We start from the raw sequence: 26338 nt of genomic DNA on the forward strand, positions 1-26338 counted from the left end.
GAGGTAAAAATGAAGAAAAGAATGTTAGCAGCAGCACTTTCAGTGGTAATGGCAGTAGGCCTGTCAGCATGCACATCAGGCGGGAATGCCACCACGGCTGCCCCGGAGGCCAAGACGGAGGCGGCAAAAACAGAGGAAGCCAAGACAGAGGAGGCCAAGACGGAAGCGGAGGCCAAGGAAGCCGCGGCAGGTGTCAGCGATAAGAAGTATGCGGTCATCTTAAAGACCCAGGCCACCGACTTCTGGGTAAAGATGTGGAAGGGCGTGGAGGCGGAAACCGCTGTAAAGGGCGTGAAGGTGGATTTGTATTCCGCCCAGAGCGAGGATGACCTGGAAGGACAGCTTACCATCCTGGAGAGCTGTATCCAGCAGGGATATGACGGAATCGCCATTGCCCCCCTCTCAGGCGTGAACGTGCTGCCTGGTATCGGGGAAGCGACGGCAAAGGGCATCACCATCGTGGATGTGGATGAGAAGTTTGACGAGACAGAGCTGGCAAACCAGGGCGGCGCATGCGTGGCATTCGTTGCAACGGATAATGTGGCGGTAGGAGCCAAGGGCGCACAGTACATTGTTGATACGGCAGGCGAGGGCGCAAAGGTGGCTATCATCGAGGGTAAGTCAGGCAACCAGTCTTCCGAGGACAGGACCCAGGGGGCAAAGCAGGCATTTACAGATGGCAAGATGGATATCATCAGCAGCCAGGCGGCTGACTGGGACCGCCAGAAGGCCATGGATATCGCCTCCACGCTGATTCAGCAGAACCCTGACTTAAAAGGCATCTACTGCTGTAACGACGGCATGGCACTTGGCGCTGTACAGGCTGTCATCAATGCCAACAAGCTGGGGGAAATCATGATTGTGGGTACGGACGGCGATGCGGAAGCAGTGTCCTCCATTGCCAACAATGAGCTCAGCGCCACGGTTGCACAGGACCCGGCTCAGATTGGCGCAACCAGCCTGGATCTTCTGATTGAGGCGGTTGAAAGCGGTAAGAAGGGTGAGGTTGGGACATTCCCGGAAAAGACACCGGTGGAGTCTGTTCTGGTTACTGCTGAAAATGCAGCTGATTTCCAATAATGATGTGAGACTGGCAGGGCTGCAGTGGTAACTGCGGCCCTGCGCGTATGTACGGACCGAATGGACAGAGGATAGGAGACAGGATATGAGAGTTGGATTTGGTAATGACCATGTTGCAATTGAACTTAAAAACATTTTGATGGGACATCTTAGGGATAAGGGATATGAATGCATTGATTTCGGCCCCACGGACCCGGCGGACAAGGTGAATTATCCGGAGCCCGGACGCCTGGTGGCGGAAGCGCTCATGCGGGGGGAGATAGACAAGGGAGTATTGATCTGCGGTACGGGAATCGGTATTTCCCTGGCAGCCAACAAGGTGCCCGGCATCCGCGCGGCCGTGTGTTCCGAGCCTTATTCCGCAAAGCTTACGGTGGAGCACAACAACGCCAATATCATAGCCATGGGCGCAAGGGTGGTTGGACCTGAACTGGCTAAGATGATTGTGGACGAATTCTTTGGCGCTGAATTTGAAGGCGGAAGACATGCGGTGCGCGTGGACATGATATCTGCAATTGAAGCGAAATATGGGGCGAAGTGGCATGAATAGGCTGGTGGGCGTTGAAATCGGCGGCACAAAGCAGCAGATTGCGGTAGGCACGGCCCAGGGGGAAATCCTGGACAGGAGGACGGTCAGGCTGGGGGATAAGACCAGCGCCGGGGATATCCTTATGTGGCTGAAGGACAATATCCTGGAAATCCAGGAGCGGTGGGAAATCGGCGGAATCGGCGTGGGGTTCGGAGGCCCGCTGGAGTTTAAGACGGGCCGGGTCCTGTGTTCCCTTCAGGTGCCGGGATGGATGGATTTCAGGCTGAAGGAGTGGTTTGAGGAACAGTTCGGGGTGCCTGCCGTCATTGTCAATGACACGGTCCTGGGCGGGATTGGGGAGCTGGTTCTTGGCAATGGCGCAGGGAGCAGCCGCTTTTTCTATACCAACATAGGCACCGGGATTGGAGGCGGCCTGTATCTGGACGGCAGATACTATGACGGCTGCGGATACGGTGCCTGTTATCTGGGCAATACATGGGTTCCTGACTGGAGGGACAGCAGGCCGGGGGCAATGACAAGGCTGGAGCTTATCTGCTCCGGGAAAAGCATTGAGAAGCGGCTGAACACGCCGGGATATGTGGCAGGGGAATCCTGCCTGGAACCAGGAAACGGGTGGGTGTCCTGCGCGGACCTGGCAGAGGGGGCAGGGGCAGGGGATTTGTTCTGCTGCCAGGAACTGGACCGGGTTGCACGGACGTTTTCCCTGGGGCTGGCCAATGTGCTGGCAATTGCCGCGCCTGACCGGATTGTTGTGGGCGGAGGCGTGGCCAAGATGGGGGACCTCCTGTTTTCACGCATCCGCAGGTATACAAAGGAGTATGCCTTTGTGGCCGATGCCGGACATTATGGGATTGTGGAAAGCAGGCTCATGGATGATGCCGTCCTGGCCGGGGGCCTCCTGACGGCAGGGAATCCCGGGCTGGCGCAGTGGGGATGAAACCGGAAGCGCTGTATGCGCCGCACATCATGCTGCGGCGCATGTGCCTGCATATAGTCTATATCAAGACTCTATTCAACGCAGGCCATTTATGTTAATATATGTTCACTGAAGGGGCGGCCCTTATCAATTAAATCTGGATATCTGTCTGCATTGTTTTTCTTATTTCTGTTTATCATTCCTATGTATCATTCCACATTTCATGTTTTATGGAGTATCATCATCAAGCGTCATTCCATGTCATCATATCTGCCTATCTGTAAGGAGGAATATCGTGAACCATCCTGCCGCGTACCTGCCTGATCCGTATCTCAAAACCCTGGCGGACAGCGATTGCCCGCTGGACATTTCCCTGACCAATGATTTTGCCTTCAAGAAAACATTCCGTAACAAAAAAGCACTTACCGGACTGTTAAGCTGTCTTCTGGATATCCCAGCCGGACAGATTACGGATATTGGGTTTCCCGACACGTTCCTTCACGGGGACTATGTGGAGGACCATGAGGGAATCCTGGATATCCGGCTGGTCCTGAATCATCGGAAGCATATTAATATAGAAATCCAGATGCATACCTATCCGTTCTGGGAAGAGCGCTCCCTGTTTTACCTGGCAAAGATGTATACGGAAGATTTTTGTAAGGGCGAGGATTACTCATCCCTTAAGGAATGCATACATATCAGCATACTAGGTTTTGATTTAAAACAGGAGGGGAGGCTTTTCAGCGTAATCCGGCTCATGGACGACAGGAACTGCCGTGTTTACAGTAGTAAACTGAGCCTTCGTGTGCTATACTTAAAGCAGATAGAAAATGCCACTGAGGAAGAAAAGCAGACAGATGTCTACAAGTGGGCCAGGTTGATATCGGTCCGCGGCTGGGAGGAGTTGAAGCGGATGGCAGGGAGTGATGAATATATGAACGCGGCTGTGGAGGAGATGGAGAGGATTAACGCCGATAAGGAGTTAAGGTACTGGTATCTGATGCGGGAGAAGGCGGCCAGTGATGAGACTACGATACGGAACTATTATATTCAAAAAGGAGAACAGAGGGTAAACCGGCTGATACAGATCCTGCTTGAAAACTGCCGTTCCGATGATATAGGCAGAATGATTCATGATAAAGGACTTCAGGAAAAATTATTTGATGAATTCGGTTTATGACAATAACAGACCCCAAGACAGCTTTTCATGAAAAGGCTCATGAGGAGCTGTTTTTTTGATAAATGCCACATCAGTTTTTATTTGACGGAAATAGGCAAAAACTGTATAATTGAGTAAGAATTTGGAAAACTGCGGTTGGCTGCGGTGCGGGAGAGGGCTATGGTTGCATTAAAAGTAGAAGATGTCAGGTCATTTACATCCAAGCTGTTTGTAAAAGAGGACTTTGACCGGTTTCTTGTAAAGGAAATCAACATTATCACCTATAACAGTTTTACGATTGACGGTCATGTCAGACAGGGATATTATACCCAGGAGGAGCTGGAGGAGAACCGGATTGAGGATTTTTCCTCCTGGAAAATGTTAAAGCCTCTCTGCTTTTCCCTGATTAAAGGAAAAAAACTTCCCGGAAGCTTCCATATCGTGTTATCCCTTGCCCCGCGGGATGTGGAAAAGTTTGCATCCTCCCTGGGCACGGGAATAGATGGCAGCCAGATTCAGGGATTGTATCTGAATATCCGTTACGAAGACGGAGCATTATATTGTATAACGGGAACTTCGCTGAACTTTTTTACCCTGGACAAGACACTGGAAACAGAGTGGGATAATGCGGTAAAGGCCTTTATGCGTTCCCATGAGATAGTGTGCACTTGAGGTAAGGCAGGTCCCATATGAGGGGGGAGGGCAACGTATGGATAAAATGGAATTGTCTCGTAAGCTGGAACAGCTGGCTGCATTGGCCGCATCCAGGGAAAACCGCCTGGAGATGACGGAGGTGCTGGATGCATTTAAAGAACTTCAGGTGACGCCGGAGGAGATGGAGGACGTTTACCGCAAGCTGGAACGGAAAGGCGTCCAGATTCAGGTGCCGGAGGAGGGGGAGGAAACCCTGCCTGACAGCGACCTGATCCTGGAGGATGACCTGGCCCTGGAGGACGGGGGGATGGTCAAGGAGGACTTCCGCTGGAAGTTCAGGGACAGTGATTCGGATGATTTGGATGAGGGCGGTTTAGGGGGCCTTGGAGGCAGTGAGGAAAGCGGGGAGGAGGAACTGGATGAATACCGGTCAGAGCGGATCCTGGACGGGGTTTCCACCGCTGACCCGATTCGGGAATATCTGAAGGAAATCGGATCCATTTCCCTTCTGACCCCGGAAGAAGAGACGGACCTGGCAAGGCGCAAGTCCGAGGGGGACGCAGAGGCGGGACGGCAGCTGGTAGAGGCCAACCTGCGTCTGGTGGTGAGCATTGCAAAGCGGTATACGGGACGTGGAATGGGCTTTTTAGATCTGGTCCAGGAGGGCAACCTGGGACTTATGAAGGCAGTGGAGAAGTTTGATTATTCCAAGGGATACCGTCTCAGCACCTACGCAACCTGGTGGGTGAAACAGTCCATTACCAGGTCCCTGGCAGACCAGTCCAGGACCATACGGCTTCCGGTCCATATGGTTGAGGCGGTGAACAAGATCCGGAGGGCCCAGCGCAGTCTCTCCGTAAGGCTGGGACGGGAACCATCCACGGAGGAAATCGCAGAAGAAGTAGGAATGCCGGAAAAGCGGGTTACGGAGCTGATACAGGCATCCGGGGACACGGTATCCCTGGAGACTCCGGTGGGAGATGAGGAGGGCTCCAACCTGGGGGATTTTGTGGCGGATGATGCCAATGCCTCCACGGAAGACAAGGCGGAGAGCTTCCTGCTTCGGGAAGAGATTGACGCCATGCTGCAGGGGCTTAATCCAAGGGAACGGGAGGTCATCATCCTGCGGTTCGGACTGGAGACAGGCCATCCCCTTACGCTGGAGGAGGTGGGCAGGCGCTTTAACGTGACCAGGGAGAGAATCCGCCAGATAGAGACAGCGGCCTTAAGGAAGCTGCGCAACCCGTCCAAGAGCAGGAAAATCAGGGATTTCCTGCCGGGATGACAGGGGAAAAGGCTGATGTGATATACATTTCCACAGAATTATTAGCACTCAATAAAAATGAGTGCTAATTTTTTTATTGACATTTTCCCCTGCAGGTACTAAAATGTAGTTTGTGAGTAAACATGTAAATTTAAGAAGAAACACAATGATAGAAAGAAAGAGGCGGATACGAGATGGCAAAGAAAGGCAGTTTATCAATTACAAGCGAGAACATTTTCCCGGTAATCAAGAAATGGCTGTATTCTGACCATGATATTTTTTACAGGGAGCTTATCAGCAATGGTTCTGATGCGATTACCAAGCTTAAGAAGCTGGAACTGATGGGTGAATATGAGAGACCCGAGGATGTGGAGTACAAGATCCAGGTAAGTGTCAATCCGACGGACAAGACCATTAAGATTACGGATAACGGTCTGGGCATGACTGAGGATGAGATTGACAAGTATATTAACCAGATTGCGTTTTCCGGTGTCCAGGACTTCATGGAGAAGTATAAGGACAAGGCAAATGAGGACCAGATCATCGGCCATTTTGGTCTGGGCTTCTATTCCGCGTTCATGGTTTCAGACAAGGTGTCCATTGACTCCCTTTCCTACGCAAAGGATGCAAAGCCCGTGCACTGGGAATCAGAGGGCGGCATTGAGTTCGAGATGGGCGAAGGGGACAAGGCTGAGGTGGGTACCACCATCACCCTTTACCTCAATGAGGACAGCACCGAGTTCTGTAATGAATACAGGGCAAGGGAAGTGATTGAAAAGTACTGTGCGTTCATGCCGGTGAATATCTTCCTGGACAATGAGACGGCAGAACCTCAGTATGAGACCATTGAGAAGGATGAGCTTAAGGACAAGGATACGGTTGTGGAGACCGTGATTGAGCCGGCAAAGACCGAGGAGAAGGAGAATGAGGACGGCACCAAGGAAACCGTTGAGATAGAGCCTTCCAGGGAAAAATATAAGATCTTAAAGCGCCCGGTGGCGTTAAATGATACAAACCCGCTGTGGAACAAGCATCCCAATGAGTGCAGCGAGGACGATTATAAGGATTTCTACCGCAAGGTATTCAGGGATTACAAGGAACCGCTGTTCTGGATCCACCTGAACATGGATTATCCGTTCAACTTAAAGGGAATCCTGTATTTCCCCAAGATTAACATGGAATATGACAGCCTGGAGGGAACCATCAAGCTTTACAACAGCCAGGTATTCATTGCGGACAATATCAAGGAAGTGATTCCTGAGTTCCTGATGCTGTTAAAGGGCGTCATCGACTGTCCGGACCTGCCCCTTAACGTATCCAGAAGCGCGCTGCAGAACGATGGTTTTGTAAAGAAGATTTCTGATTACATTACCAAGAAGGTGGCTGACAAGCTTTCCGGCATGTGCAAGACGGACCGCGAGAACTATGAGAAGTACTGGGATGATATCGCGCCATTCATCAAGTTCGGTTATATCAAGGATGAAAAGTTCTCTGAGAAAATGGGGGATTATATCCTTTATAAGAATCTTGAGGGCAAATACCTTACCCTTCAGGACTGCCTGGATGAGAACAAGGAAAAGCATGAGAATACGGTGTTCTATGTGACCAATGAAAAGGAACAGAGCCAGTATATCAACATGTTCAGGGAGGAAGGCATTGACGCTGTCATCATGCCTGCTGCCATTGACAATCCTTTCATCAGCCATGTGGAGCAGAAGAAGGAAGGGCTTAAGTTCCTGCGCATTGATACGGACCTGAACGCTGCGTTCAAGGAAGAGGTCAAGGAGGATGACGAAGAATTCAAGAAGACTTCCGATGAACTGACGGAACTGTTTAAGAAAGCCCTTGGCAATGACAAGCTGGACATCAAGGTAGAAAAGATGAAGAACGCAGGCGTGGCTTCCATGATTACCGTGTCCGAGGAAACCCGCCGTATGCAGGATATGATGAAGATGTACAGCATGGGAGGCATGGACATGGGCATGTTCGGCGGCACGGGAGAGACACTGGTGCTCAACGCCAACCATCCCCTGGTACAGTATGTGCTGAACAACAAGGAAGGCGAAAACACAGGTAAGATCTGCGAGCAGCTTTATGACCTGGCAAGTCTGGGCCACGGGCCGCTGGCGCCGGAGCGTATGACTAAATTCGTGAACCGCAGCAATGAAATCATGCTGATCATGGCTGGGGAGAAGAAAGAATCATGATTATGGGATTTCGGCTGAACCGGTAATCTTAGCAAATGTAATATAGATGACATAACAGGAATGCCTGTAGGTCCGGACCGCTGTCCGGAACCTCAGGCATTCCTGTTTTATGGTGAGGAGGATCTGGCCTGCATCATATATCCTTTAGCCTATGGTTCAGGGCTGCCCGGTCCATGCCAAGGATCCGCGCAGCCTCATCCATATCCTGGGTATGACGCAGGACCTCCGTGATATACGTTTTTTCAAACTCGGCAACCGCCTGTTTTAAGGACTTGAACTCCGGTTCCTGGGATATCCGGGGGGCCGGGCTGTGGGAAAAACGGTAGTTCTCTTTCAGAAGGGGACCTGTTATCTCGGACGCATCCTCCAGTACGTAAAGCTTTTCCATGAAATTCTGTATCTCCCGGATATTGCCCAGCCACTCCTGATCCATCAGGAAGTCCATGGCTTCCGGTGAAAATGTTTTCTGGCAGCCATAAATCTGTCCGAACCGCAGGGAAAGGTATTCTATCAGGGCGCGTATGTCCTGCCTGCGTCTGGATAAGGGAGGGATATCAAAGGACACCACGTTGAGGCGGTAATATAAATCCAGCCGGAAGTCCCCGGCCTTTATCATCTTGGGAAGGCTGCGGTTGGTGGCGGCAATGATGCGGATGTTGACGGATGTGTCCTCAGTGGAACCGATGCTCCTCATGCTGTGCTCCTGGACCACCTGAAGAAGTTTTGTCTGTAAATCCAGGTCCAGCTCGCCGATTTCATCCAGGAACAAGGTTCCTCCTGCTGCCTGGGCAACCAGCCCCTGGCGGCCGGAACCGCTGCTTCCGGTAAACGCGCCTGACTCGTAGCCGAAGAACTCGGATTCAAACAGTTCAGACGGGATGGCGCTGCAGTTAATGTGGATGAAGGGCGCCCCGGCCCTGGGGCTGTGGCGGTGGATGAATTTTGCAAGGCAGTCCTTCCCGGTGCCGGAAGCGCCTGTAATCAGTATGTTGGCGTCAGTGGGGGCGATGCTCAGCGCATCGGAATACAGCTTTACCATGCTGCTGTCCCTGGCCACAATCCCCTCATTTAAAAGATTGTCACTAAAATGTTCCATATCGGTATCTTACCTCGGCTGTTGCCCCCCTGGGATGTGCAGATGGCGGAAATGAATTTTCAAACACGTCCTGGCGCCATCGTGTCAGTGCAGGGCATTTCCATGTTTTATGTGTGTTTTAAATGCCGTATTTCTTGCGCTTTTTGGAAAGTGTGGAAATATCCACCCCCATGGCTTCCGCTGCCGCGGTGGTGGTCTTGTGGCGTTTCAGGGCTTCACAGATCAGACGTTTTTCCAAAAGGACGGTGGCATCCTTAAGGTTCAGGTCCGGGGAATCCAGGTCTGAAATCATTCCAAGGATACTTTCCCCTCCCGGTACCGTAAGGGAGGATGGAAGCTCTGCAGGGGTAATCACGTCATTGGTGCCGATTACCACCAGGCTTTCGATTATGTGCATCAGTTCACGGATATTGCCCGGCCAGTCATGGCGCATAAGGACATCCATGGCGGAAGCGCCCATGGTTTTGTGGGTGGAGTATTTTTTGTTGAAGCGGTTCAGGAATGCATTTACTAAAAGGGGGATTTCCACTGTCCGCTCACGCAGCGGCGGAATCTCCACTGTCACAACGTTCAGCCTGTAATATAAATCCAGACGGAATTGTCCGTCCTTAACCATCTGTTCCAGATTGCGGTTGGTGGCGGCGATGATGCGGATATCCAAAGGCACGGTCCTGGCCGACCCGATACGCCGTACGCTCCGCTCCTGGACCACCTGTAAGAGCTTTGCCTGTATGTCGAGGCCAAGCTCACCGATTTCATCTAAGAACAGGGTGCCCCCGTCGGCCAGTTCAATAAGGCCGGTCTTACCGGTCTTGGATGCACCTGTAAATGCTCCGGCCTCGTATCCGAACAGCTCGCTTTCAAACAGGCTTTTTGGAATGGCCCCAAGGTTAACATGGATGAAATTCCTGTTTTTACGGTTGCTGATGGAGTGGATGAATTTGGCATACACATCCTTGCCCACCCCGGACTCGCCCAGGATCATCACCGAGGTGGTGACTGAGGCAAGCCTGGTGGCTATTTTATAAATCTGCTTCATCCGTATATCTGAGACAATGATGTCCTTGGATAAAAGGGAGGAGGTCAGCAGCTCATTCAACTGGGATTCCAGGGCCAGGTTCCTGGCATTTAACTGGTTTAACTCTGACTGCATGCGGATGGATTCGCTGCAGTTGGTGACCGAGTAAATCAGGTACCTGATAACACCGCCGCTGTCCCGCACAGGGGTCAGGGTCGTGGCAATGAAGTCCTCATTGGGATAGGTTACGATGTCGGTGAGCTCCTCGCCTGTTTCCAGCACCTGGTCCGCCATTACGGGACCGGACAAAGTGACCAGGTTCCTGCGGGATATGATCCGTATATCCTGGCCGATAAAATCTTTTACGTTAAAGCCCGCCATGGCGCTGTAGTAATCATTGCCCCATAATATCATACCCTTTGCGTCCGCAATGATGATTCCCAGCTTGCAATGGTCTAAAAGGCAGTACAATGTCTGAATATCAAGTTCTTTTGTTTCACTGTTCTCCACGGTCAATCTCCATTCTCTTATCATCACTGATGGTAACCCGATTAAGCAATGCCCTGTTCAGCGGCCAGCTCCTGTTATTAAGAATAGAACATCATTAATTTTTTGTCAAACACTGTTTGGATGATTATTCCTGACAACGATAAAAACAAGAATGATATTTGTGCAATATGTCGGTGCCTGATCTTGAAAAAAATCATAATCCATGTTAAAAACATAGCAGGAATTTTGAAAAAAATCAACATCTTAGTTGATTTATTTTTTCCGACAATAGTTTTAATTCAAGCAAAAAAATAAATAATATTTTTTTTTGTTTTTTATTATCACTGTATTTACAAGGTATTTTCTACATTTCTTTTGTCTGTTCCCTCTTTTTATCAGTGCAAAAAAGCCGATATCCAAAAAAACAGGAAAGAAAATTGCTATATATCAGGGCAGAGGGTAAAAAAATAACACCAGAGTCATTTCAACCATGGATTGTTAATTTTTTTACAAATCAAAGACTTATTTTAAGGAGGGGCTTATGAACAAATATTTTTTAACTGAGGACCAGCTGATGATTCAGGAACTGGCAAAAAAGTTTGCCGACGAGGTAGTGGCGGCAACGGTAACGGAACTGGACGAGAAGCATGAATTCCCAATGGCAGAGGTGAAACAGTGCGCGGAGATGGGATTTTTAGGGGTCTGTGTGCCGGAAGAGTACGGCGGCGCAGGACTGGACCATTTAAGTGACGTCCTGGTCATGGAACAGCTTGCGCGCCATTCCTCTTCCCTGGCCTCCATCATCGATGCCCATGCATCCCTTGGAAGCATGCCTATCCTCATGGCGGGTTCTGAAGAGCAGAAACAGAAATATCTGGCTCCGGCAGCAACCGGGGAGACACTGTGCGCCTTTGCACTGACCGAACCGCAGTCAGGTTCTGATGCGGCCCAGATCCGTACGACCGCTGTCCTGGACGGGGATGAGTGGGTAATCAACGGCTCCAAGGCATTCATCACCAACAGTACTTATGCATCCACATTCCTGGTGGCTGCAAAAACAGATCTGGAGGCAAAGGGCAGCCGCGGTATTTCCATTTTCATTGTTCCTGCAGGCCTTCCGGGATTTGAGGTGGGCAAGCCTGAGGAGAAGATGAGTAACCGCAGTTCCTATTCCTGCCCATTGTCCTTTACCGATGTGCGCATCCCGAAGGAGAACCTGGTAGGTGAGCTGAACCGCGGGTTCCCAATCTTCATGAAGTGTGTGGATGACGGCCGTGTGGCAATCTCCGCAGTGGCGGTGGGCATGGCACAGGGAGTCCTGGAGCGTGCGGCCAAATATTCCAAGGAGCGTGTGACCTTTGGCCATCCCATCTGTGAGAACCAGGCCATTGCGTTCAAGCTGGCCGAGATGGCAACTGAGATTGAGGTGGCAAGGGCCATGCTGTACAACACGGCACGCATGAGCGACAACGGGGTTCCCTTCAGCAAGGAAGCAACCATGTGTAAGATGTTCTGCTCCGAGATGTGCGTGAGGGTATGTGATATGGGCCTTCAGATCATGGGCGGCTATGGCCTGTGCAATGAGTATGAGGTGGAGCGTTTCTACCGGGATGCAAAGCTTCTGACCATTGGGGAAGGGACGTCTGAAATCTGCCGCATGGTGGTCGGAAGGCATGTGCTGAAGGAATACTAAAAATCAATAACCGGACAGGATCCGGGATACAGGAGGGGTTTTAGATGAAACGTTCATTTTTGTACCTGAGTGAGTTCCATGTGGGTGATACGTTCACCACGCTGTCAAGAACCGTCACGGAGACGGATGTGGTGCTGTTTGCGGGGATAACGGGGGATAACAACCCAATCCACACGGACAGGACTTATGCGGAAAGCCTGCCGTTTAAGAGCAGGATTGCCCATGGCCTTCTGGGCGCAGGCATTGCCACCGGCCTGTGGGGCCGCATGGGCCTGGTGGACGGTTCCGCCATTGCGGCGCTGAGCACGGAGTGGAAGTTCGTAGGCGCCATCAAGATAGGGGATACCATCCACTGTGAGGTGGAGGTGCTGGAAGCCAAGCAATCTAAATCCAAGCCGGACCGGGGCGTGCTGAATATCCAGTATACCATCCTGAACCAGGACAATCAGGTCTGCCAGGTGGGAAGCATGGCAACCATGCTGTACTGGGCGCCGCCAAAAGAAAAGGAATGAGGAGGAATTACATATGGAAATCAGAAGATATGATGAAAAAATCGCGGTTGTAACGGGCGCTGCCAATGGAATCGGGCTTAGCATGGTAAAGCGGCTGGTGGAAGAGGGGGCCAGGGTGGCTGCCCTGGATATTGATACCGAAACAATGGAAAAGGAATATGCGGGCCAGGAGGAAGACATTTTTAAGGTTTACTGTGACGTATCGGAAAAAAAGAGCGTGGACGAGGCCATCGCAAAGGTGTTAGGGCACTATGGAAGGATTGACGTGCTGTTCAGCAATGCGGGGATCATCGGGCGCCAGAGCCTTCTGGATACGACCGAGGAGACATGGCGCAAGGTAATTGACATCAACTTAAACGGCATGTTCTTCGTGAACCAGGCAGTGCTGCGCTCCATGGTGGAAAAAGGAATAAAAGGAGCAGTGGTCAATACCAGCTCCATTGCCTCCGCAACCGTATCCACCAACACAGGCGCCTACAGCGCCAGCAAGGGAGGGGTTACCCAGTTTACCAAATGGGCTGCCCTTGAGATGGCGCCTCACGGAATCCGCGTCAATGCAATCGGGCCGGGAACCAGCGTTACCAGGATAACCGAGGGCACGCGTTTTAACCCGGAGAGGAATGAGAAATTCCTGCGCAATATACCTATGGGCCGGTATGGGGAGCCTGAGGAGGCAGCGGCGGCAGCCCTGTATCTGGGCAGCGAGGATGCCAGCTACATCACTGGCGTCACATTGCTGGAGGACGGCGGGTTCTCACTATTCTAGGGAAAGGTTGAGATATGGATATGAGTTGGAAAGAAAAATATGCAGATAAGATTTATACGGCGGCAGAAGCGGTCTCCCATGTTAAATCAGGGGAAAAGATCATCTTTGGGGACTGGGTCAGCGAGCCGCCCGCATTGGTGGAAGCGCTGGTAAACCGGGCGGATGAACTTAACGGAGTGGAAATCATACACGGAATGAGCCCGGGACCCAATGCTTATGTGGCTCCGGAATACGAGGGTATTTTCCATCACACGTCCCTGTTCATCGGACCTAAGACCAGGAAAGCCTATGCGGAGAAACGGATTGATTACATCGGCGGCACCACCTTCAGCCGCTGGCCGGACCTGTTCGCAAAGAACCCGGACTTAAATCCACACTGGGCGTTCATCCAGGTTTCAGAACCGGATGAGGAGGGGATGTGCAGCTTTGGCAATGCGTGCTGCTTCTCGGAACCTGCCGCCAGGACGGCGGACCGCATCATTGCGCAGATTAATCCCAAGATGCCTACGCTGGGGGGAAAGAAGATTTCCCTGGATAAGATTGATTATATTGTACCGGCTGAATCCGGTCTTTATACCATAGGACGGGCGGAGATAGATGCCAGGACCCAGACCATTGCCGATTATGTGGCGGAACTGGTGGAGGACGGGGCCACCATACAGCTGGGGATCGGGGCATTGCCGGATGCCATTGCAAGGAACCTGATGGGCAAGAAGGACTTGGGCGTACACTCTGAAACGCTGACCGAAGCCATGATGGAACTGGTGCAGGCCGGGGTCATCAACAATAGTAAAAAGACCCTGAACCCGGGCATATGCATAGGCGCCCAGGCAGCCGGTTCCGAGAAGTTCTATGAGTTCATTGACCACCATCCGCTGTTTGCCGTATATCCGGTGGATTACGTCAACGACCCATATGTGGTGGGGCAGAACTATAAGCAGACCTCCATCAACTCCTGCATGGAGGTGGACCTGAAAGGACAGGTGAATTCCGAGACCGTGGGCGGACGCCAGTACAGCGGCATCGGCGGACAGCTGGACCACGTGCGGGGCGCCCAGCTGTCAGAGGGCGGCAAGTCCATCCTGGCCCTTAACTCCACGGCCAGGCAGGACACTATTTCCAAAATCGTGCCATATTTTGCGCCGGGGAATGTAACCACCATATCCAGGTATGATGTCCACTACATCGTGACGGAATATGGCGTTGCGGACCTTAAGTACAAAACAGAGCGCCAGAGGGCCCTTGCCCTTATATCCATCGCCCATCCCAAGTTCCGCGACGAGCTTAAGTTTAAGGCAGCGGAAATGGGAATTCTGTAATTAGGAGATGTGCAATGACCATAACAAAACAAAAGAACAGGCGTATCATCCTGAGCGCGCTGTTTGTCAATGCATTCTGCTGCGGAGGCGTGTATGCGTGGAGCGTGTTCTCCGGTTCCCTGGCAGAGTACCGTAACTGGGACTACGGCCAGGTGACGCTGGCATATTCGCTGATGTCGCTGATGCTCTCGTTTTTCGGGATTGCGGGCGGCAAGATACTGGACCGGTTCGGGCCTAAAAAGCTGATGCTTGCGGCCAGCGTCATGTGGGGCGGAGGGTGGTTCCTGACAGGATGCGTGGGACAGCTCTGGCAGCTCTATCTGGTGTTTGGCATCATGACGGCAGTGGGGTCCGGCCTGGCGTACAATCCCAGCATCACCACAGCGGTCCGGTGGTATCCGGACAAAAAGGGCTTTGCCTCAGGGCTTATAACGGGAGCCACGGGCCTGTCCTCGCTGGTGGTTGCCCCGGTGGCGAATATGCTGTTGGAGCGGTATAATGTATCCGTGGCATTCCGGATTGTGGGGGCTGCATTCCTGCTCCTCATGTTCTGCGCAAGCCTTTTGACGGATACACCTGAACCTGGATGGGCGCCAGAAGGCTGTGACGCCGGGGGAAAGACATCGGGCGCCAGCACGGTAAAGGATTTCACATGGAAGGAAATGTTTGGGGACAGGCGTTTTTACCTGATATGGCTGGCATTTTTAGGGGGCTGCGTGTCCGGCCTTATGCTGATTGGGCACGCATCCACCATCGGAAAAGAGGTTGCCGGCATAAGCAGCGGCGAAGCAGCGCTCCTGGTGGGAATCATGGCAGTGGCCAATTTCTTGGGCCGTATGCTGATGGGCGCCCTGTCCGATAAAATCGGCCGCTACCAGACAATCCTCATATCCCTGGCAGCCAGTACCGTGGGAATGGTCGTGTTGTCCCAGGCAAAGGGATTCGGGATATTCGTAACAGCGCTTATCCTGCTGTGCGTCTGCTTTGGCGGCGTGCTGAGCGTGTTCCCCAATATCGTGTCTGAGAACTTTGGGCTTAAGAACATGGGAATCAATTACGGAATCGTGTTCACTGCCTATGGAATCGCAGCCCTGATTGGTCCCATGACGGCATCCGCGGTCAAGAATTCCAGCGGTTCCTATAACATGGCATTCATCATAGCGGGGATATTTGCGGCGGCGGCATTTGTGCTGGTATTCGTAATCTATCGTATGGCTAAGAAAAAGTAAGGAAAGTCCGCGGTGATGATAGTTGTGGATGAGTACTGTAAAATAGCAGAGGGAGAAATAATATGGGTGTATTGTTAGCGTTTGCTCTTCTTGTAATATTAATGTATAAAAAGGTTCCGATTCTTGTTGCGGCGCCGGTGTGCGCGGCATTGATGGCGCTTCTGTCCGGGCTTAATGTGTTAAGTACGCTGACCGGGGATTATATGGATGCCATGGTCGGATTTATCAAATCTTACTTCATACTGTTCTTAATATGTGCGATTTTCGGACGTATCATGGACGTATCCGGCGCAGCGTATTCCATTGGCAACTGGCTGGGATCCCGGCTGGGGGCGAGATATGCAATCTGGGGCGTAAGCGTTGCAGCCTTTGTGCTGACCTATGGCGGCGTATCCTGTTTCGTGCTTGTATTCGCAATCTATCCGATTGCATTGGTGCTGTTCAAGGAAGCGAACATCAGCCGTAAGCTGATTCCAGGGGCAATTGCGGCAGGGGCATTTACCGCCCCCAATATTTTATGGGGTTCACCTGGACTTTGTAATGTCATCCCTACTACATACCTGGGCACCACGGTTAAGGCAGCTCCCCTTGTAAGCGTTATCTGCTCCATTTTCTTCTATCTCAGCGCCAATGCCTACCTGATTTATGAGAACAGGCGTATACAGAAAAAGGGAGAGTGCTTCATACCGACAGAGAAGATTTCTAAGCTTTTAAAGGAAAGTGCTGAGAAGAAGGCCATCAACCCGGTTGTAGGCCTGGTCCCCATTGCAGTTATCATCATTGTCCTGAACGGGTTCAACATGGATGTGAATATCGCCATGTTATGCGGCGTGATTGCAGGCTATATCCTGTTTTGGAAAAATATCAATGACAAGATGGACACCCTGGTGGTGGGCGCCCAGAACGCAATCGGCTCCATCATGAACACATCAACGGCTGTTGGTATCGGCGGTGTGGCGAAGATTACATCAACATTTACCAGCCTGGTGAACTGGGTATCCAACTTCAGCGGATCACCGCTGGTTTCCTGGGCAGTGGCAGTAACCGTCATATCCGGCGCCTGCGGTTCCGGTTCGGGAGGCGTGGCACTGGCATGTTCCACACTGGCAGATAAGTATCTGGCCATGGGTGTTAATCCTGAAATCCTGCACCGTATTGCAAGCTGTGCATGTATCGTCCTGGACTCCCTGCCGTGGAATGGTGTAATGATTACAACCATGGCGGCCTGTGACCTGACCCATAAGGAAGCATATAAGCACCTGTTCATGATTACGGTTGTGCTGGCCTTTGTTAACCTTTGCCTGTGTGTTGGCCTTGGCCTTATGTTGTATTAATCATAAAAATACCTTTCAAAAAGGAAGATGACATGAAATCTTTAGAGGAACGCCGGAAGGACCTGCTGGCCCGTTTTCCTGTATGGAAGAAAATGACGCTTTACCAAGGTCTGGCGTCAAAGGCGGCCGAAGGTCCGGAGCGTGTGTTTTTGCTGGTAGAGGGAAGGGAATTTACCTACGGGGAAGTCCTTGGGGAGGCGGACCGCATAAGCGCGGCCTTATGGTCCATGGGACTTACAAAGGGCGGCTGTGTGGCCGTTGCCCTGAGTAACCGGATTGAATTTGTCACGGTCACATTTGCCCTGGCGAAAGCCGGGGCGGTGAAGGTGCCTGTGAACCGCAATGCAAGCCTGAGGGAAATGGAGTATATCCTGGAACAGACCGGGGCCAGGTTCCTGATTACGGAAAGACCTGTGGAGGCTGAAGATAAGTCTGCCTGTCCCGGATTGTGCCATATCATCTGCCTGGATGGCACCGCAGGGGTGGGCGGGCGGTACCTTTCATGGGAGGAATTTCTGGAAAAGGGGAAGGCCCCGGCCATGGAGATGCCCTGGCCGGATGCGGACAGCATTTCCGACATCATTTATACTTCGGGAAGCACAGGGCGGCCGAAAGGAGTGATGCTTTCACATGACATGCTGTGGCGCAGCGCATTTGCCAGCTGCGTGAACAGGGGATATGAGACGGGGCGCAGGATATATGTACCCCTTCCCCTGTTCCATGTATACGGTTATGTGGAAGGGCTGCTGGCGGCAATCCTGGTAGGCGGGAGCATCCTGATCACCAGAGGCAAATTTGACGTGAAAAAGGCACTGGATGCCATGGAACGCTGCGGTGCCAATGATATCTTAAGCGTGCCGTCCATCATGATGAAACTGCTCCAATATCCTGAGCTGGGACAATACCCGCTGAAGGAACTCCACGCAGTCTACTGTTCCGCCTCCATCTGTCCAAGATGGGTGTGGAAGGCGATACGGGAAAGACTCAGGGTACAGGAAGTGATCACAGGATACGGGATGACCGAGGTGTGCGGGGCATCCATGCAGACAGATCCTGAGGATGATGATGAGGTCCTGGCCGGACGTGTTGGGAAAATCCTCTATGGAGGCCCGGCAGGGGATGAGCGCCTGAATGGAAATATAATCGAGTACAAGGTGATTGACGAAAACGGTGAGGAACTGCCTTTAGGAGGCTGCGGCCAGCTGCTGTGCAGGGGACCGATCGTGACCAGGGGATATTACCGGGACGGGGAGGCAACCGCCCTGGCCGTGGATCAGGAAGGATGGCTGAAAACAGGGGATGTGGGGTATTTTGATGAAAAGGGGTACCTCAAGTTCCTGGGCCGCTGCAATGATATGTATAAGATTAACGGGGAAAATGTCTCGCCCCAGTACCTGGATAAAATCATATCCAAGTGTGAACACGTGGTAACGGTGGAGACGGTAGGCGTGCCGGATGAGAAGCTGGGGTATATCGGCGCTGCGTTCGTGGATGCGGACAACCCGGACCAGGAGACAAAGGAATCCATTGTGGATTACTGTAAAGCCAACCTGGCGCCATACCAGGTGCCCAGATATTTTTTCTTTACGGACAGCTGTACCTGGCCCCACACAACCACTGGCAAGGTACAGAAATTCAAGCTTCGGGAGATTGCAAGGAAACGGATGGAGGAAGAGGATGGCCAGGTTTGAACATGTGGCGGGCAACACGGGCTGCCTGAGTCTTAAGGGAAACTGTATCCCTGTGTACTGCATGACCGAAAAGGAATGGATCATCATGGATTCCGGCTCACGCTTTGACCGGGATGAGTTAATCCATTATCTGAAGGAACATACAATCAATATAAAAGCAGTGCTCACCAGCCATGCCCATTATGACCATGTGGGGAACCATGCCGTGCTTCAGGAAATGTTCGGATGTGAATGTGTTATGACGGCCTTTGACGCAGGGGCGCTCCATGACACGGTGGCCTTAAAGTCCTGTTTTTATTCCTGCACGGAAACGGAAATCAGGAAGAATTTTTCTGATATGGTGTGCAGGGCTGACAGGCTGATAGAAGACGGGGCAAAGGAAATCCTGGTGTCCGGCGTCCGGTTTAAGGTAATTGGGCTGCCGGGCCATGCGGCCAGCCAGGTGGGGTTCGTGACGCCGGATCAGGTGGCGTATCTGGGCGACTGCCTGCTGGGACCTTCTGAGGCCCGGCAGGAAAAGGTAATCTATATGCTCAACTGGAAGACAGCACTTGATACCATGAGGATGGCGGCAGGGCGTTTTGACGGCTCTCCCTGCATCCTGTCCCATTATGGGGTATACAGGGACATGAAGCCTGTGCTGGAAGCCAATATCCAGGCATTTGAAGAGATGGAAGGGCGCATCCGGGACATCATGCCGGAGGAGTTTTATCTGGAGGACATGGTGAAAGGGATGATAGGGCATATGGGAATCCTGGTAAAGAGCCTGCCCAAGGCCCGGCTCATGGAGCGGGTGGTGCGTTCCATCCTGGAATATATGGCTGAGACAGGCGGACTGGATATAGGGATAAAGGACGGTGTGATTGTATATACCCGGACACACTGACAACAATGAAAATAAGAGGTGGATGATATATGAATATATTAGTTTGTATCAAACAGGTACCGGATACAACCGAAATTAAAATCGATCCGGTAACCAATACATTGATCCGTGCAGGCGTTCCAAGCATCGTCAATCCCTTTGACGCATATGCTCTGGAGATTGCCGCCCGGATTAAGGATGTGACACCAGGAACAAAGATAACGCTTTTATCCATGGGACCGGAGCAGGCCAAGGCGGCTTTAAAGGAGTGCCTGGCCGTGGGCGGTGACAAGGCGTACCTGGTCAGCGACAGGGCCTTTGGCGGAGCCGATACCCTGGCTACCAGCTATACCCTTAAGACAGCCATTGAAAAGCTGGAGGAGACGGAAGGTAAATTTGATATCATTTTCTGCGGCAAACAGGCCATTGACGGCGATACGGCCCAGGTCGGACCTGAGATTGCGGAGCATCTTGATTATCCCCAGGTCACCTACGCGGTGGAAGCCAGGGTGGAAGGCGGGGAGGTCCTGGTAAAACGTGAGACAGGGGACGGCTTTGAGGTGCTGGCAGCCAGCATGCCGTGTGTTGTCACGGTTACAAAGCCCTACTTTGACCCAAGGTTCCCTACCATCAAGTCCAAGCTGGCAGCAGGGCGTGCGCAGATACCGACCCTGACAGCGGACGACCTGCCTGTGGACAGGGAAAGCATCGGTTTAAAAGGTTCCCCTACCAAGGTTAAGAAAAGCTTTACTCCTCCCCAGAAGCAGGGTGGGATCAAGATTTCTGAGGACAGCAGCGAGGCATCGGCCAGGAAGTTATTCGCCATGTTAAGCGATGCAAATATCATTGGATAGAGGGAGGAACTGACATGGAGGCTAAGAATAAGGATTTATGGGTATTTATAGAAACGGATGAGGAAGGAAAGGCCAGGAACGTGGGCCTGGAGCTTCTGAATCCGGGAAGGCGCCTGGCTGATAAGCAGGGCGGGGAACTGATAGGCGTGGTAATCGGATGCGGCATCGGGGAGGCTGTGAAGGCAGCCGTTGCATACGGGGCTGACAAGGTAATCGCCGTGGACGGGGAAGAATATAAACATTACACCACCGACGCTTACACGGACGCGGTCTGCGCCCTGGTTGAAAAATACGGGCCTACCACCATGCTGATCGGCGCAACCAATGAGGGCCGGGACATGGGGCCGCGTATTTCCTGCCGTCTGAGGACAGGACTGACAGCGGACTGTACGGGCCTTGATATTGATGAGGAGAGCGGCAACATGGCATGGACACGTCCTGCCTTTGGAGGAAACCTGATGGCAACCATCCTCTGCCCCAACCACCGCCCACAGATTGGCACGGTCCGTCCGGGCGTGTTCAAAAAGGGTGAAAGGGATGATGCAAGGCAGGCAGAGGTCATCCATGAGGATATCCACATCACGGCTGACAGGATACGCACCCGCCTGGTGGAGGTCATCCATGAGATGGGGGCTGAGAACGTGGATCTGGAGGGCGCTGAAATCATCGTGTCCGGCGGCCGCGGGGTTGGAGGGCCTGAAGGCTTTGCACCCTTAAAGGAACTGGCTGACCTGGTAGGCGGTGTTGTGGGGGCGTCCCGTGCCGCAGTGGATTCCGGCTGGATTGCCCATGCCCATCAGGTGGGACAGACCGGCAAGACCGTTGGACCCAAGGTGTATATTGCCTGCGGCATATCCGGGGCCATCCAGCATGTGGCAGGAATGAGCGGTTCCGGCACCATCATAGCAATCAACAAGGATCCGGAAGCCCCAATCTTTCATATTGCTGATTACAGCGTGGTAGGGGATTTAAAGCTGGTAATCCCCGTACTGATCCAGGAAATCAAGAAGAGCCGCGCTTAGACGAAAGGAAGTCATTTTCCCATGTATGAATGTTTATTTGAAGAAAACCACATTGGCACCATGAAGCTGAAGAACCGCCTGATTGTGCCGGCCATGTCCACCCGTTTTGTGGGGGAGGACGGCAGGGCCACGGAGCAGTTCATTGCCTACCATGAAACCAGGGCAAAGGGCGGCTGGGCGCTGATCATCACGGAAGATTTCCTGATTGACGAGGGAGTGGGCGTTAAGAAGGAACTGCCGGGACTTTGGGATGACGGGCAGATTGAAGGTTATAAGAAGTGCACGGACCGGATCCACGCTGCAGGCGGGAAAATCTGCGCCCAGATTTACCATGCGGGAAGGAATACGCACAGCGGCATCACAGGCATCCATAACGTGGGTCCGTCCCCCATCTGCGACCCTTCCAACCGGGAGGTGCCCCATGAACTGACGGTTGGGGAAATTAAGGCTATTGAGGAAAAATTCGCGGATGCGGCGCTGCGGGCCAGGAAGGCCGGATTTGACGCAGTGGAGCTTCACGGCGCCCATGGATACCTGATTGCCCAGTTCCTGTCCCCGTTCTCCAACCGGAGGGTGGATGAGTACGGAGGCACGCTGGAGAACCGTGCCAGGTTTGCAGTGGAGACAGTGAAGGCGGTGAAGGAAAGGGCGGGATGGGATTATCCTGTGCTGCTGCGGATTTCAGCCACGGAGTTCATTGACCAGGGCATGAATGTGGAGCAGGCAAAGGCCATCTGCCGGCTGGTGGAACAGGCCGGGGCGGATGCCATCAACTGTTCCCAGTCAGGGCCGGCCACATTTTACAATACGGTTCCCAGCTTCTATGTGCAAAGCGGCGCGTTTGTGGAACTGGCAGATGAGATAAGGAAGGTTGTGGGCATCCCGGTTGCAACGGTGGGGAGGATTAACAGCCCGCAGCTGGCGGAGGAGGTAATCCTGTCCGGCAAGGCAGACCTGGTGGCCATGGGGCGGGCTTCCGTGGCAGACCCGTACCTGCCCGCTAAGCTCCAATCAGGGGATACGCAGTCCATACTCACCTGCATCGGATGCTGCCAGGGATGCCTTGGGAGCACGTTAAGGAAAAAGACACTTACCTGCCTTGTGAATCCATTTGCAGGCAAGGAAACCACATATTCGCCGGAGGACAGGGCAGGACATATTAAGAAGATAGTGGTTGCCGGAGGCGGCATCAGCGGCTGTGAGGCAGCCATTGTGGCGGCCATGCGGGGCCATCAGGTAATCCTGGCGGAGCGGGAAGCACGGCTGGGAGGCCAGTGGATTGCGGCCGGCATCCCATGCAGCAAGGCGGATTTTCCTTCCTTTGTGAGCTGGCAGAAGCATATGCTTTTACGCCTGGGAGTGACCGTGCTTCTGAACCAGGAAGCGGACCGGGAGTTCCTTCTTAAGATGGCGCCGGATCTGGTGCTTGACGCAACGGGAAGCACGCCTGTGATGGTGCCTGTTCCCGGAATCGAAACCGCGGGAACTGCATTTGCCCAGGAAGTCCTTACAGGGAAGAAACCGTTCGGCAATCATCCGCTGATCATAGGCGGAGGGCTTGCGGGTGCGGAAACCGCGGAGTTCATTGCAGGCTATCAGGTTCCGGTGGAGCTGGTGGAGATGCGGGAGGCCATTGCCATTGACTGCGAGCCTGGCCCGAAGTATTTCCTTCTGAAGGCATTGAGGGAGCTGGGCGTGTCCATGTACACCATGACAACCGTGAAGCGTGTGGAAGGAACAACCGTTGTCCTGGAAAAGGATGGCAGGGAAATGCGTGTGGAAGGCATTGACCAGATCATCCTGGCAGTGGGGATGCGTCCATCACAGGGACTTAGGGAAATGCTGGCTGACACGGGGCTGGAGGTAAGGCCCATCGGGGATGCGGCCTCGGTGAAAAACGGGTTTTCCAATGTGCAGGAGGCATTTGCGGCAGCCTGTGATATCTGAACCTGCCGGATGGCAGTGTCCCATTGAGGCCCGGTGTACGGCATGGGTTCCGGTGTGCGGCATGGGTTCCGGTGTGCGGCGTGGGTTCCGGTGTGCGGCATGGGTTCCGGTGTGCAGCATGGGTTCCGGTGTACGGCATGGTTCCGGTGTACGGCATGGGTTCCGGTGTATGGCATGAATTCCTGTGGATATGGCTTCTGTTAATAAGAGGAGGGGGTTGCGTGGAAAATGGTCTGGTCATGAGCCAGGAACTGAAACAGAAGCAGACGCTGTCCGCGTACCAGTACCAGTCCCTTCATATCCTTCATCTGGGCAATGCCCAGGTAGGCGAACTGCTGAAAAAAGAATATCTGGAGAATCCCTTCATTGAACAGAGGGAGGGGTTCTCGGGAGAAGAGTACCAGTGGCTGGAATATTATAAGGCCAATGTAAAGGAAACCAGGACAATTCCAGGGAATGGCAGCGGACCGGAAGCCGGGGATGCGGACGGGGACAGTGGAAAGGAGTATGGTACATCCGGGTGCGACTGGAGGATGGATATCAAGGAACAGCTTTATGATGGCCGCACACCGGAGAACCGGCGGCGCCTGTTGGAACAGATGATCCTTCTTCTGGATGACCATGGCTTCCTGGCCTTTTCTGAGCGGGAAGGAAGCAGGCTGTTAAAGATACCGGTCAAGCAGTACCGCGTTCTCAGGAAACAGCTGATGGAGCTGGAGCCTGAGGGAATCGGATGCGTTTCCATGGGGGAGTATTTCCTGTTCCAGCTTATGAAAAAAGGAATCCATGTGCCGGACGCCTTCCGGGACCTCTGCATGAACCATCTGGAAGATATAACAGAGATGACCTTTGTCCAGATTGCGCATATGATCCACGCCTCCTTTCAGGAGGTCAAGCGGTGGGTACGGGTCCTGGGTACGCTTAAGCCGTATCCAATCCGGGATTCCGGGGAAGGCTGTGCTGTGGAAACCGTGATTCCCGATATATTGGTCGTACCCAGGGGCGGTGGACTGGAGGTCAGGGTTAATGATTATTACATGCGCCAGTACTGTGTCAGCGATTTTTACCGCAGGACCATGAAGGATGAGGATAATGAAGAACTGCAGGAATATATGGACAGGAAGCTATTGAGGGCCAGGCAGATATATCTGGCAGTGAGCAGGCGCAACCGGACCATCTGCAGGATGGGGGAATACCTGCTGAAGGTCCAGGGCAGCTTTTTCAGAGGCGGATTCCTTACCGGGATGACATATAAGATGTTTGCGGATGAACTGGAAGTCCATGAATCCACGGTATGCCGCATTGTTTCCAACAAATATGTGTCATGTCCCCAGGGCATCCTGCCCCTTAAGTATTTCTTCAGCAAGGGCGTGGACGTGGTGGATGGTCAGGGCCGCGTCACAGGCACCATGGGGAAATCCAGTGTCAGGGAACTGATTGCATTCCTCATTGAAAAGGAACCGGGAGACAGGCCCTACAGTGACGGGAAGCTGGCTGATATGCTCAAAAAGGAATATGGCCTGAGGATTTCCAGGAGGACCGTTTCCAATTACCGGGAGGAAGCCGGGATACGGAGCGTGTATGAGCGGAAGGTGTAGGGAAGGATAGAAGGGCGGGAAAAACTGGTTTATGGTTTTCCCGCTTTTTGCGTGGGCTGATTTTGGGTGGAGCATATGCCATATAAGATATCCTTGACATTATATTAACCGCATGAGAAAATGATGAAATGTGAAAAAGGATAGGCGGACCCCGGATTATCACAGACATCCATGAGAACCGGGCAGTGGGAGAGGATATGATTATGAACGTAAATGTTTATGTTGCAAGTGCATTCAGTAAAGATGATATGGGTGGAAACCGCGCAGGCGTGGTGCTTGCGGGGCCGGATCTGAATGAGGCGGAAAAAACCGGGATAGCATATCAGTTAGGGTATCCGGAGACAGCCTTTGTGTCGGAGTCAGGGCGTGCTGACCTGAAACTGGAATATTTTACACCCACAGGGGAAGTCCCCTTGTGCGGTCATGCAACCGTGGGCACGTTTGTTGTGCTGAGGCATTTACATATGTTAGATAAACCGTGTTACACCATCGAGACGAAATCAGGCATCCTGCGGGTCACTGCCGGTGAGGACGGCCTGATCCTCATGGAACAGAATGCCCCGCGTTTTTATGAAACGCTGGATAAGGTTGATTTACAAAGGTGCTTCTGTCCGGACATCATTGCGGATGACATGCCTGTCCAGATTGTCTCTACCGGATTAAAGGATATACTGGTCCCCATAAGCAGTCCGGCGGCTTTAGGGGATATGATCCCTGATTTTGCGGAGGTTTCCAGGCTGAGCCGGGAAAAGGACTGCGTGGGTGTCCATGCCTTTTCGCTTATGAAGGAGGCGGGGGAGTTGACCGCGGTATGCAGGAATTTTGCCCCTCTCTATGGAATCAATGAGGAATCCGCAACCGGCACCTCCAACTGTGCCCTGGCCTGCTACCTGTACCAATACGGTTTGAGGCAGTCCCGGTATGTGTTTGAACAAGGACATAATTTAAACAGCATTTCCAGGATATATGTCCATGTGGAAGGTGACAGCCATGCTGTCTCAGGAGTCCGTGTGGGCGGATACGGATATGTGGATGGCAGGAAGAACGTTGAGGTTTAGGGACAACGGCGGAATCC

The 26338-nt window shown here is 52.6% G+C and carries 23 protein-coding genes and 1 pseudogene; 22 read left to right on the top strand and 2 right to left on the bottom strand.

The features are described from left to right. Positions 1–9: 9 nt before the first annotated feature. From alsB to htpG, 7 genes are all read left to right on the top strand, one after another. The gene (gene alsB, locus LK536_RS48335) at positions 10–1080 is read left to right on the top strand and encodes a D-allose transporter substrate-binding protein (protein ID WP_025482633.1); all 1071 of its coding nucleotides are present in this window, start codon (positions 10–12) and stop codon (positions 1078–1080) included. Between the two features lie 85 nt (positions 1081–1165). Next, a complete protein-coding gene (gene rpiB / locus LK536_RS48340) occupies positions 1166–1630 on the top strand; it encodes a ribose 5-phosphate isomerase B (protein WP_120058522.1) in 465 nt (154 codons plus the stop codon). Beyond that, positions 1623–2567, top strand: a complete 945-nt coding sequence (locus LK536_RS48345; protein ID WP_227796418.1) for an ROK family protein — start codon at positions 1623–1625, stop codon at positions 2565–2567. Before rpiB ends, LK536_RS48345 begins: the two co-directional genes overlap by 8 nt. A 274-nt stretch (positions 2568–2841) precedes the next feature. Further along, a complete protein-coding gene (locus tag LK536_RS48350; RefSeq protein WP_227796417.1) occupies positions 2842–3726 on the top strand; it encodes an Rpn family recombination-promoting nuclease/putative transposase in 885 nt (294 codons plus the stop codon). Between the two features lie 159 nt (positions 3727–3885). After that, complete coding sequence (locus LK536_RS48355; RefSeq protein ID WP_025482628.1) at positions 3886–4377, top strand: DUF5721 family protein; 492 nt, start codon at positions 3886–3888, stop codon at positions 4375–4377. A 37-nt stretch (positions 4378–4414) separates the two neighbouring features. After that, positions 4415–5644 (top strand): sigma-70 family RNA polymerase sigma factor, encoded by a 1230-nt coding sequence (locus tag LK536_RS48360; RefSeq protein WP_008722836.1) that lies wholly within the window; start codon positions 4415–4417, stop codon positions 5642–5644. Between the two features lie 173 nt (positions 5645–5817). Beyond that, on the top strand, positions 5818–7830 hold the full coding sequence (gene htpG, locus LK536_RS48365) for a molecular chaperone HtpG (protein WP_025482625.1): 2013 nt from the start codon (positions 5818–5820) through the stop codon (positions 7828–7830). 133 nt (positions 7831–7963) lie between these two features. Here htpG and LK536_RS48370 read toward each other — a convergent pair whose 3' ends face one another. Further along, entirely contained in the window at positions 7964–8926 is a 963-nt protein-coding gene (locus tag LK536_RS48370; protein ID WP_227796416.1) for a sigma-54 interaction domain-containing protein, read from the bottom strand. Here LK536_RS48370 and LK536_RS48375 point away from each other — a divergent pair. Next, positions 8918–9007, top strand: a pseudogene (locus LK536_RS48375) (DUF6783 domain-containing protein); the annotation flags it as partial. The gene LK536_RS48370 and the pseudogene LK536_RS48375 sit on opposite strands and share 9 nt — an antisense overlap. A 37-nt stretch (positions 9008–9044) precedes the next feature. On the opposite strand, the gene LK536_RS48380 reads toward LK536_RS48375, so the two are convergent. Continuing rightward, positions 9045–10454: a sigma 54-interacting transcriptional regulator gene (locus LK536_RS48380; protein WP_025482623.1), complete on the bottom strand. Its 1410-nt coding sequence runs from the start codon at positions 10452–10454 to the stop codon at positions 9045–9047. A 520-nt stretch (positions 10455–10974) separates the two neighbouring features. Here LK536_RS48380 and LK536_RS48385 point away from each other — a divergent pair. The 14 genes from LK536_RS48385 (at position 10975) to LK536_RS48450 (ending at position 26321) form a co-directional block, all read left to right on the top strand. Beyond that, positions 10975–12126 carry an acyl-CoA dehydrogenase family protein gene (locus LK536_RS48385; protein ID WP_008722849.1) on the top strand — a complete coding sequence of 384 codons (1152 nt, stop codon included), beginning with the start codon at positions 10975–10977 and terminating at the stop codon, positions 12124–12126. A gap of 44 nt (positions 12127–12170) precedes the next feature. Next, positions 12171–12638 carry a MaoC/PaaZ C-terminal domain-containing protein gene (locus LK536_RS48390; protein WP_008722851.1) on the top strand — a complete coding sequence of 156 codons (468 nt, stop codon included), beginning with the start codon at positions 12171–12173 and terminating at the stop codon, positions 12636–12638. A 13-nt stretch (positions 12639–12651) separates the two neighbouring features. After that, positions 12652–13404 (top strand): SDR family NAD(P)-dependent oxidoreductase, encoded by a 753-nt coding sequence (locus LK536_RS48395; RefSeq protein WP_227796415.1) that lies wholly within the window; start codon positions 12652–12654, stop codon positions 13402–13404. Positions 13405–13424: 20 nt separating this feature from the next. Continuing rightward, positions 13425–14723, top strand: coding sequence for an acetyl-CoA hydrolase/transferase family protein (locus tag LK536_RS48400; protein WP_227796414.1), 1299 nt, complete (start codon positions 13425–13427; stop codon positions 14721–14723). A gap of 14 nt (positions 14724–14737) precedes the next feature. After that, positions 14738–15952 carry an L-lactate MFS transporter gene (locus LK536_RS48405; protein ID WP_227796413.1) on the top strand — a complete coding sequence of 405 codons (1215 nt, stop codon included), beginning with the start codon at positions 14738–14740 and terminating at the stop codon, positions 15950–15952. A 62-nt stretch (positions 15953–16014) separates the two neighbouring features. Beyond that, on the top strand, positions 16015–17286 hold the full coding sequence (locus LK536_RS48410; protein WP_227796412.1) for a GntP family permease: 1272 nt from the start codon (positions 16015–16017) through the stop codon (positions 17284–17286). A 32-nt stretch (positions 17287–17318) separates the two neighbouring features. Beyond that, on the top strand, positions 17319–18977 hold the full coding sequence (locus LK536_RS48415) for a class I adenylate-forming enzyme family protein (RefSeq protein WP_227796411.1): 1659 nt from the start codon (positions 17319–17321) through the stop codon (positions 18975–18977). Beyond that, positions 18964–19863: an MBL fold metallo-hydrolase gene (locus tag LK536_RS48420; RefSeq protein WP_227796410.1), complete on the top strand. Its 900-nt coding sequence runs from the start codon at positions 18964–18966 to the stop codon at positions 19861–19863. Before LK536_RS48415 ends, LK536_RS48420 begins: the two co-directional genes overlap by 14 nt. Positions 19864–19892: 29 nt before the next feature. After that, positions 19893–20696: an electron transfer flavoprotein subunit beta/FixA family protein gene (locus LK536_RS48425; protein ID WP_008722878.1), complete on the top strand. Its 804-nt coding sequence runs from the start codon at positions 19893–19895 to the stop codon at positions 20694–20696. Between the two features lie 14 nt (positions 20697–20710). After that, complete coding sequence (locus LK536_RS48430; protein WP_008722883.1) at positions 20711–21718, top strand: electron transfer flavoprotein subunit alpha/FixB family protein; 1008 nt, start codon at positions 20711–20713, stop codon at positions 21716–21718. Positions 21719–21739: 21 nt separating this feature from the next. Beyond that, positions 21740–23665: an oxidoreductase gene (locus LK536_RS48435; RefSeq protein WP_227796409.1), complete on the top strand. Its 1926-nt coding sequence runs from the start codon at positions 21740–21742 to the stop codon at positions 23663–23665. Further along, positions 23655–23843: a hypothetical protein gene (locus tag LK536_RS48440; RefSeq protein WP_227796464.1), complete on the top strand. Its 189-nt coding sequence runs from the start codon at positions 23655–23657 to the stop codon at positions 23841–23843. Before LK536_RS48435 ends, LK536_RS48440 begins: the two co-directional genes overlap by 11 nt. Positions 23844–23886: 43 nt before the next feature. After that, complete coding sequence (locus tag LK536_RS48445; RefSeq protein WP_227796408.1) at positions 23887–25263, top strand: RNA polymerase factor sigma-54; 1377 nt, start codon at positions 23887–23889, stop codon at positions 25261–25263. Positions 25264–25466: 203 nt separating this feature from the next. Then, positions 25467–26321 (top strand): PhzF family protein, encoded by an 855-nt coding sequence (locus LK536_RS48450; RefSeq protein WP_025482612.1) that lies wholly within the window; start codon positions 25467–25469, stop codon positions 26319–26321. Positions 26322–26338: the final 17 nt, after the last annotated feature.

This window comes from Clostridium pacaense (assembly GCF_020709765.2).
GTDB lineage: Bacteria > Bacillota > Clostridia > Lachnospirales > Lachnospiraceae > Enterocloster > Enterocloster hominis.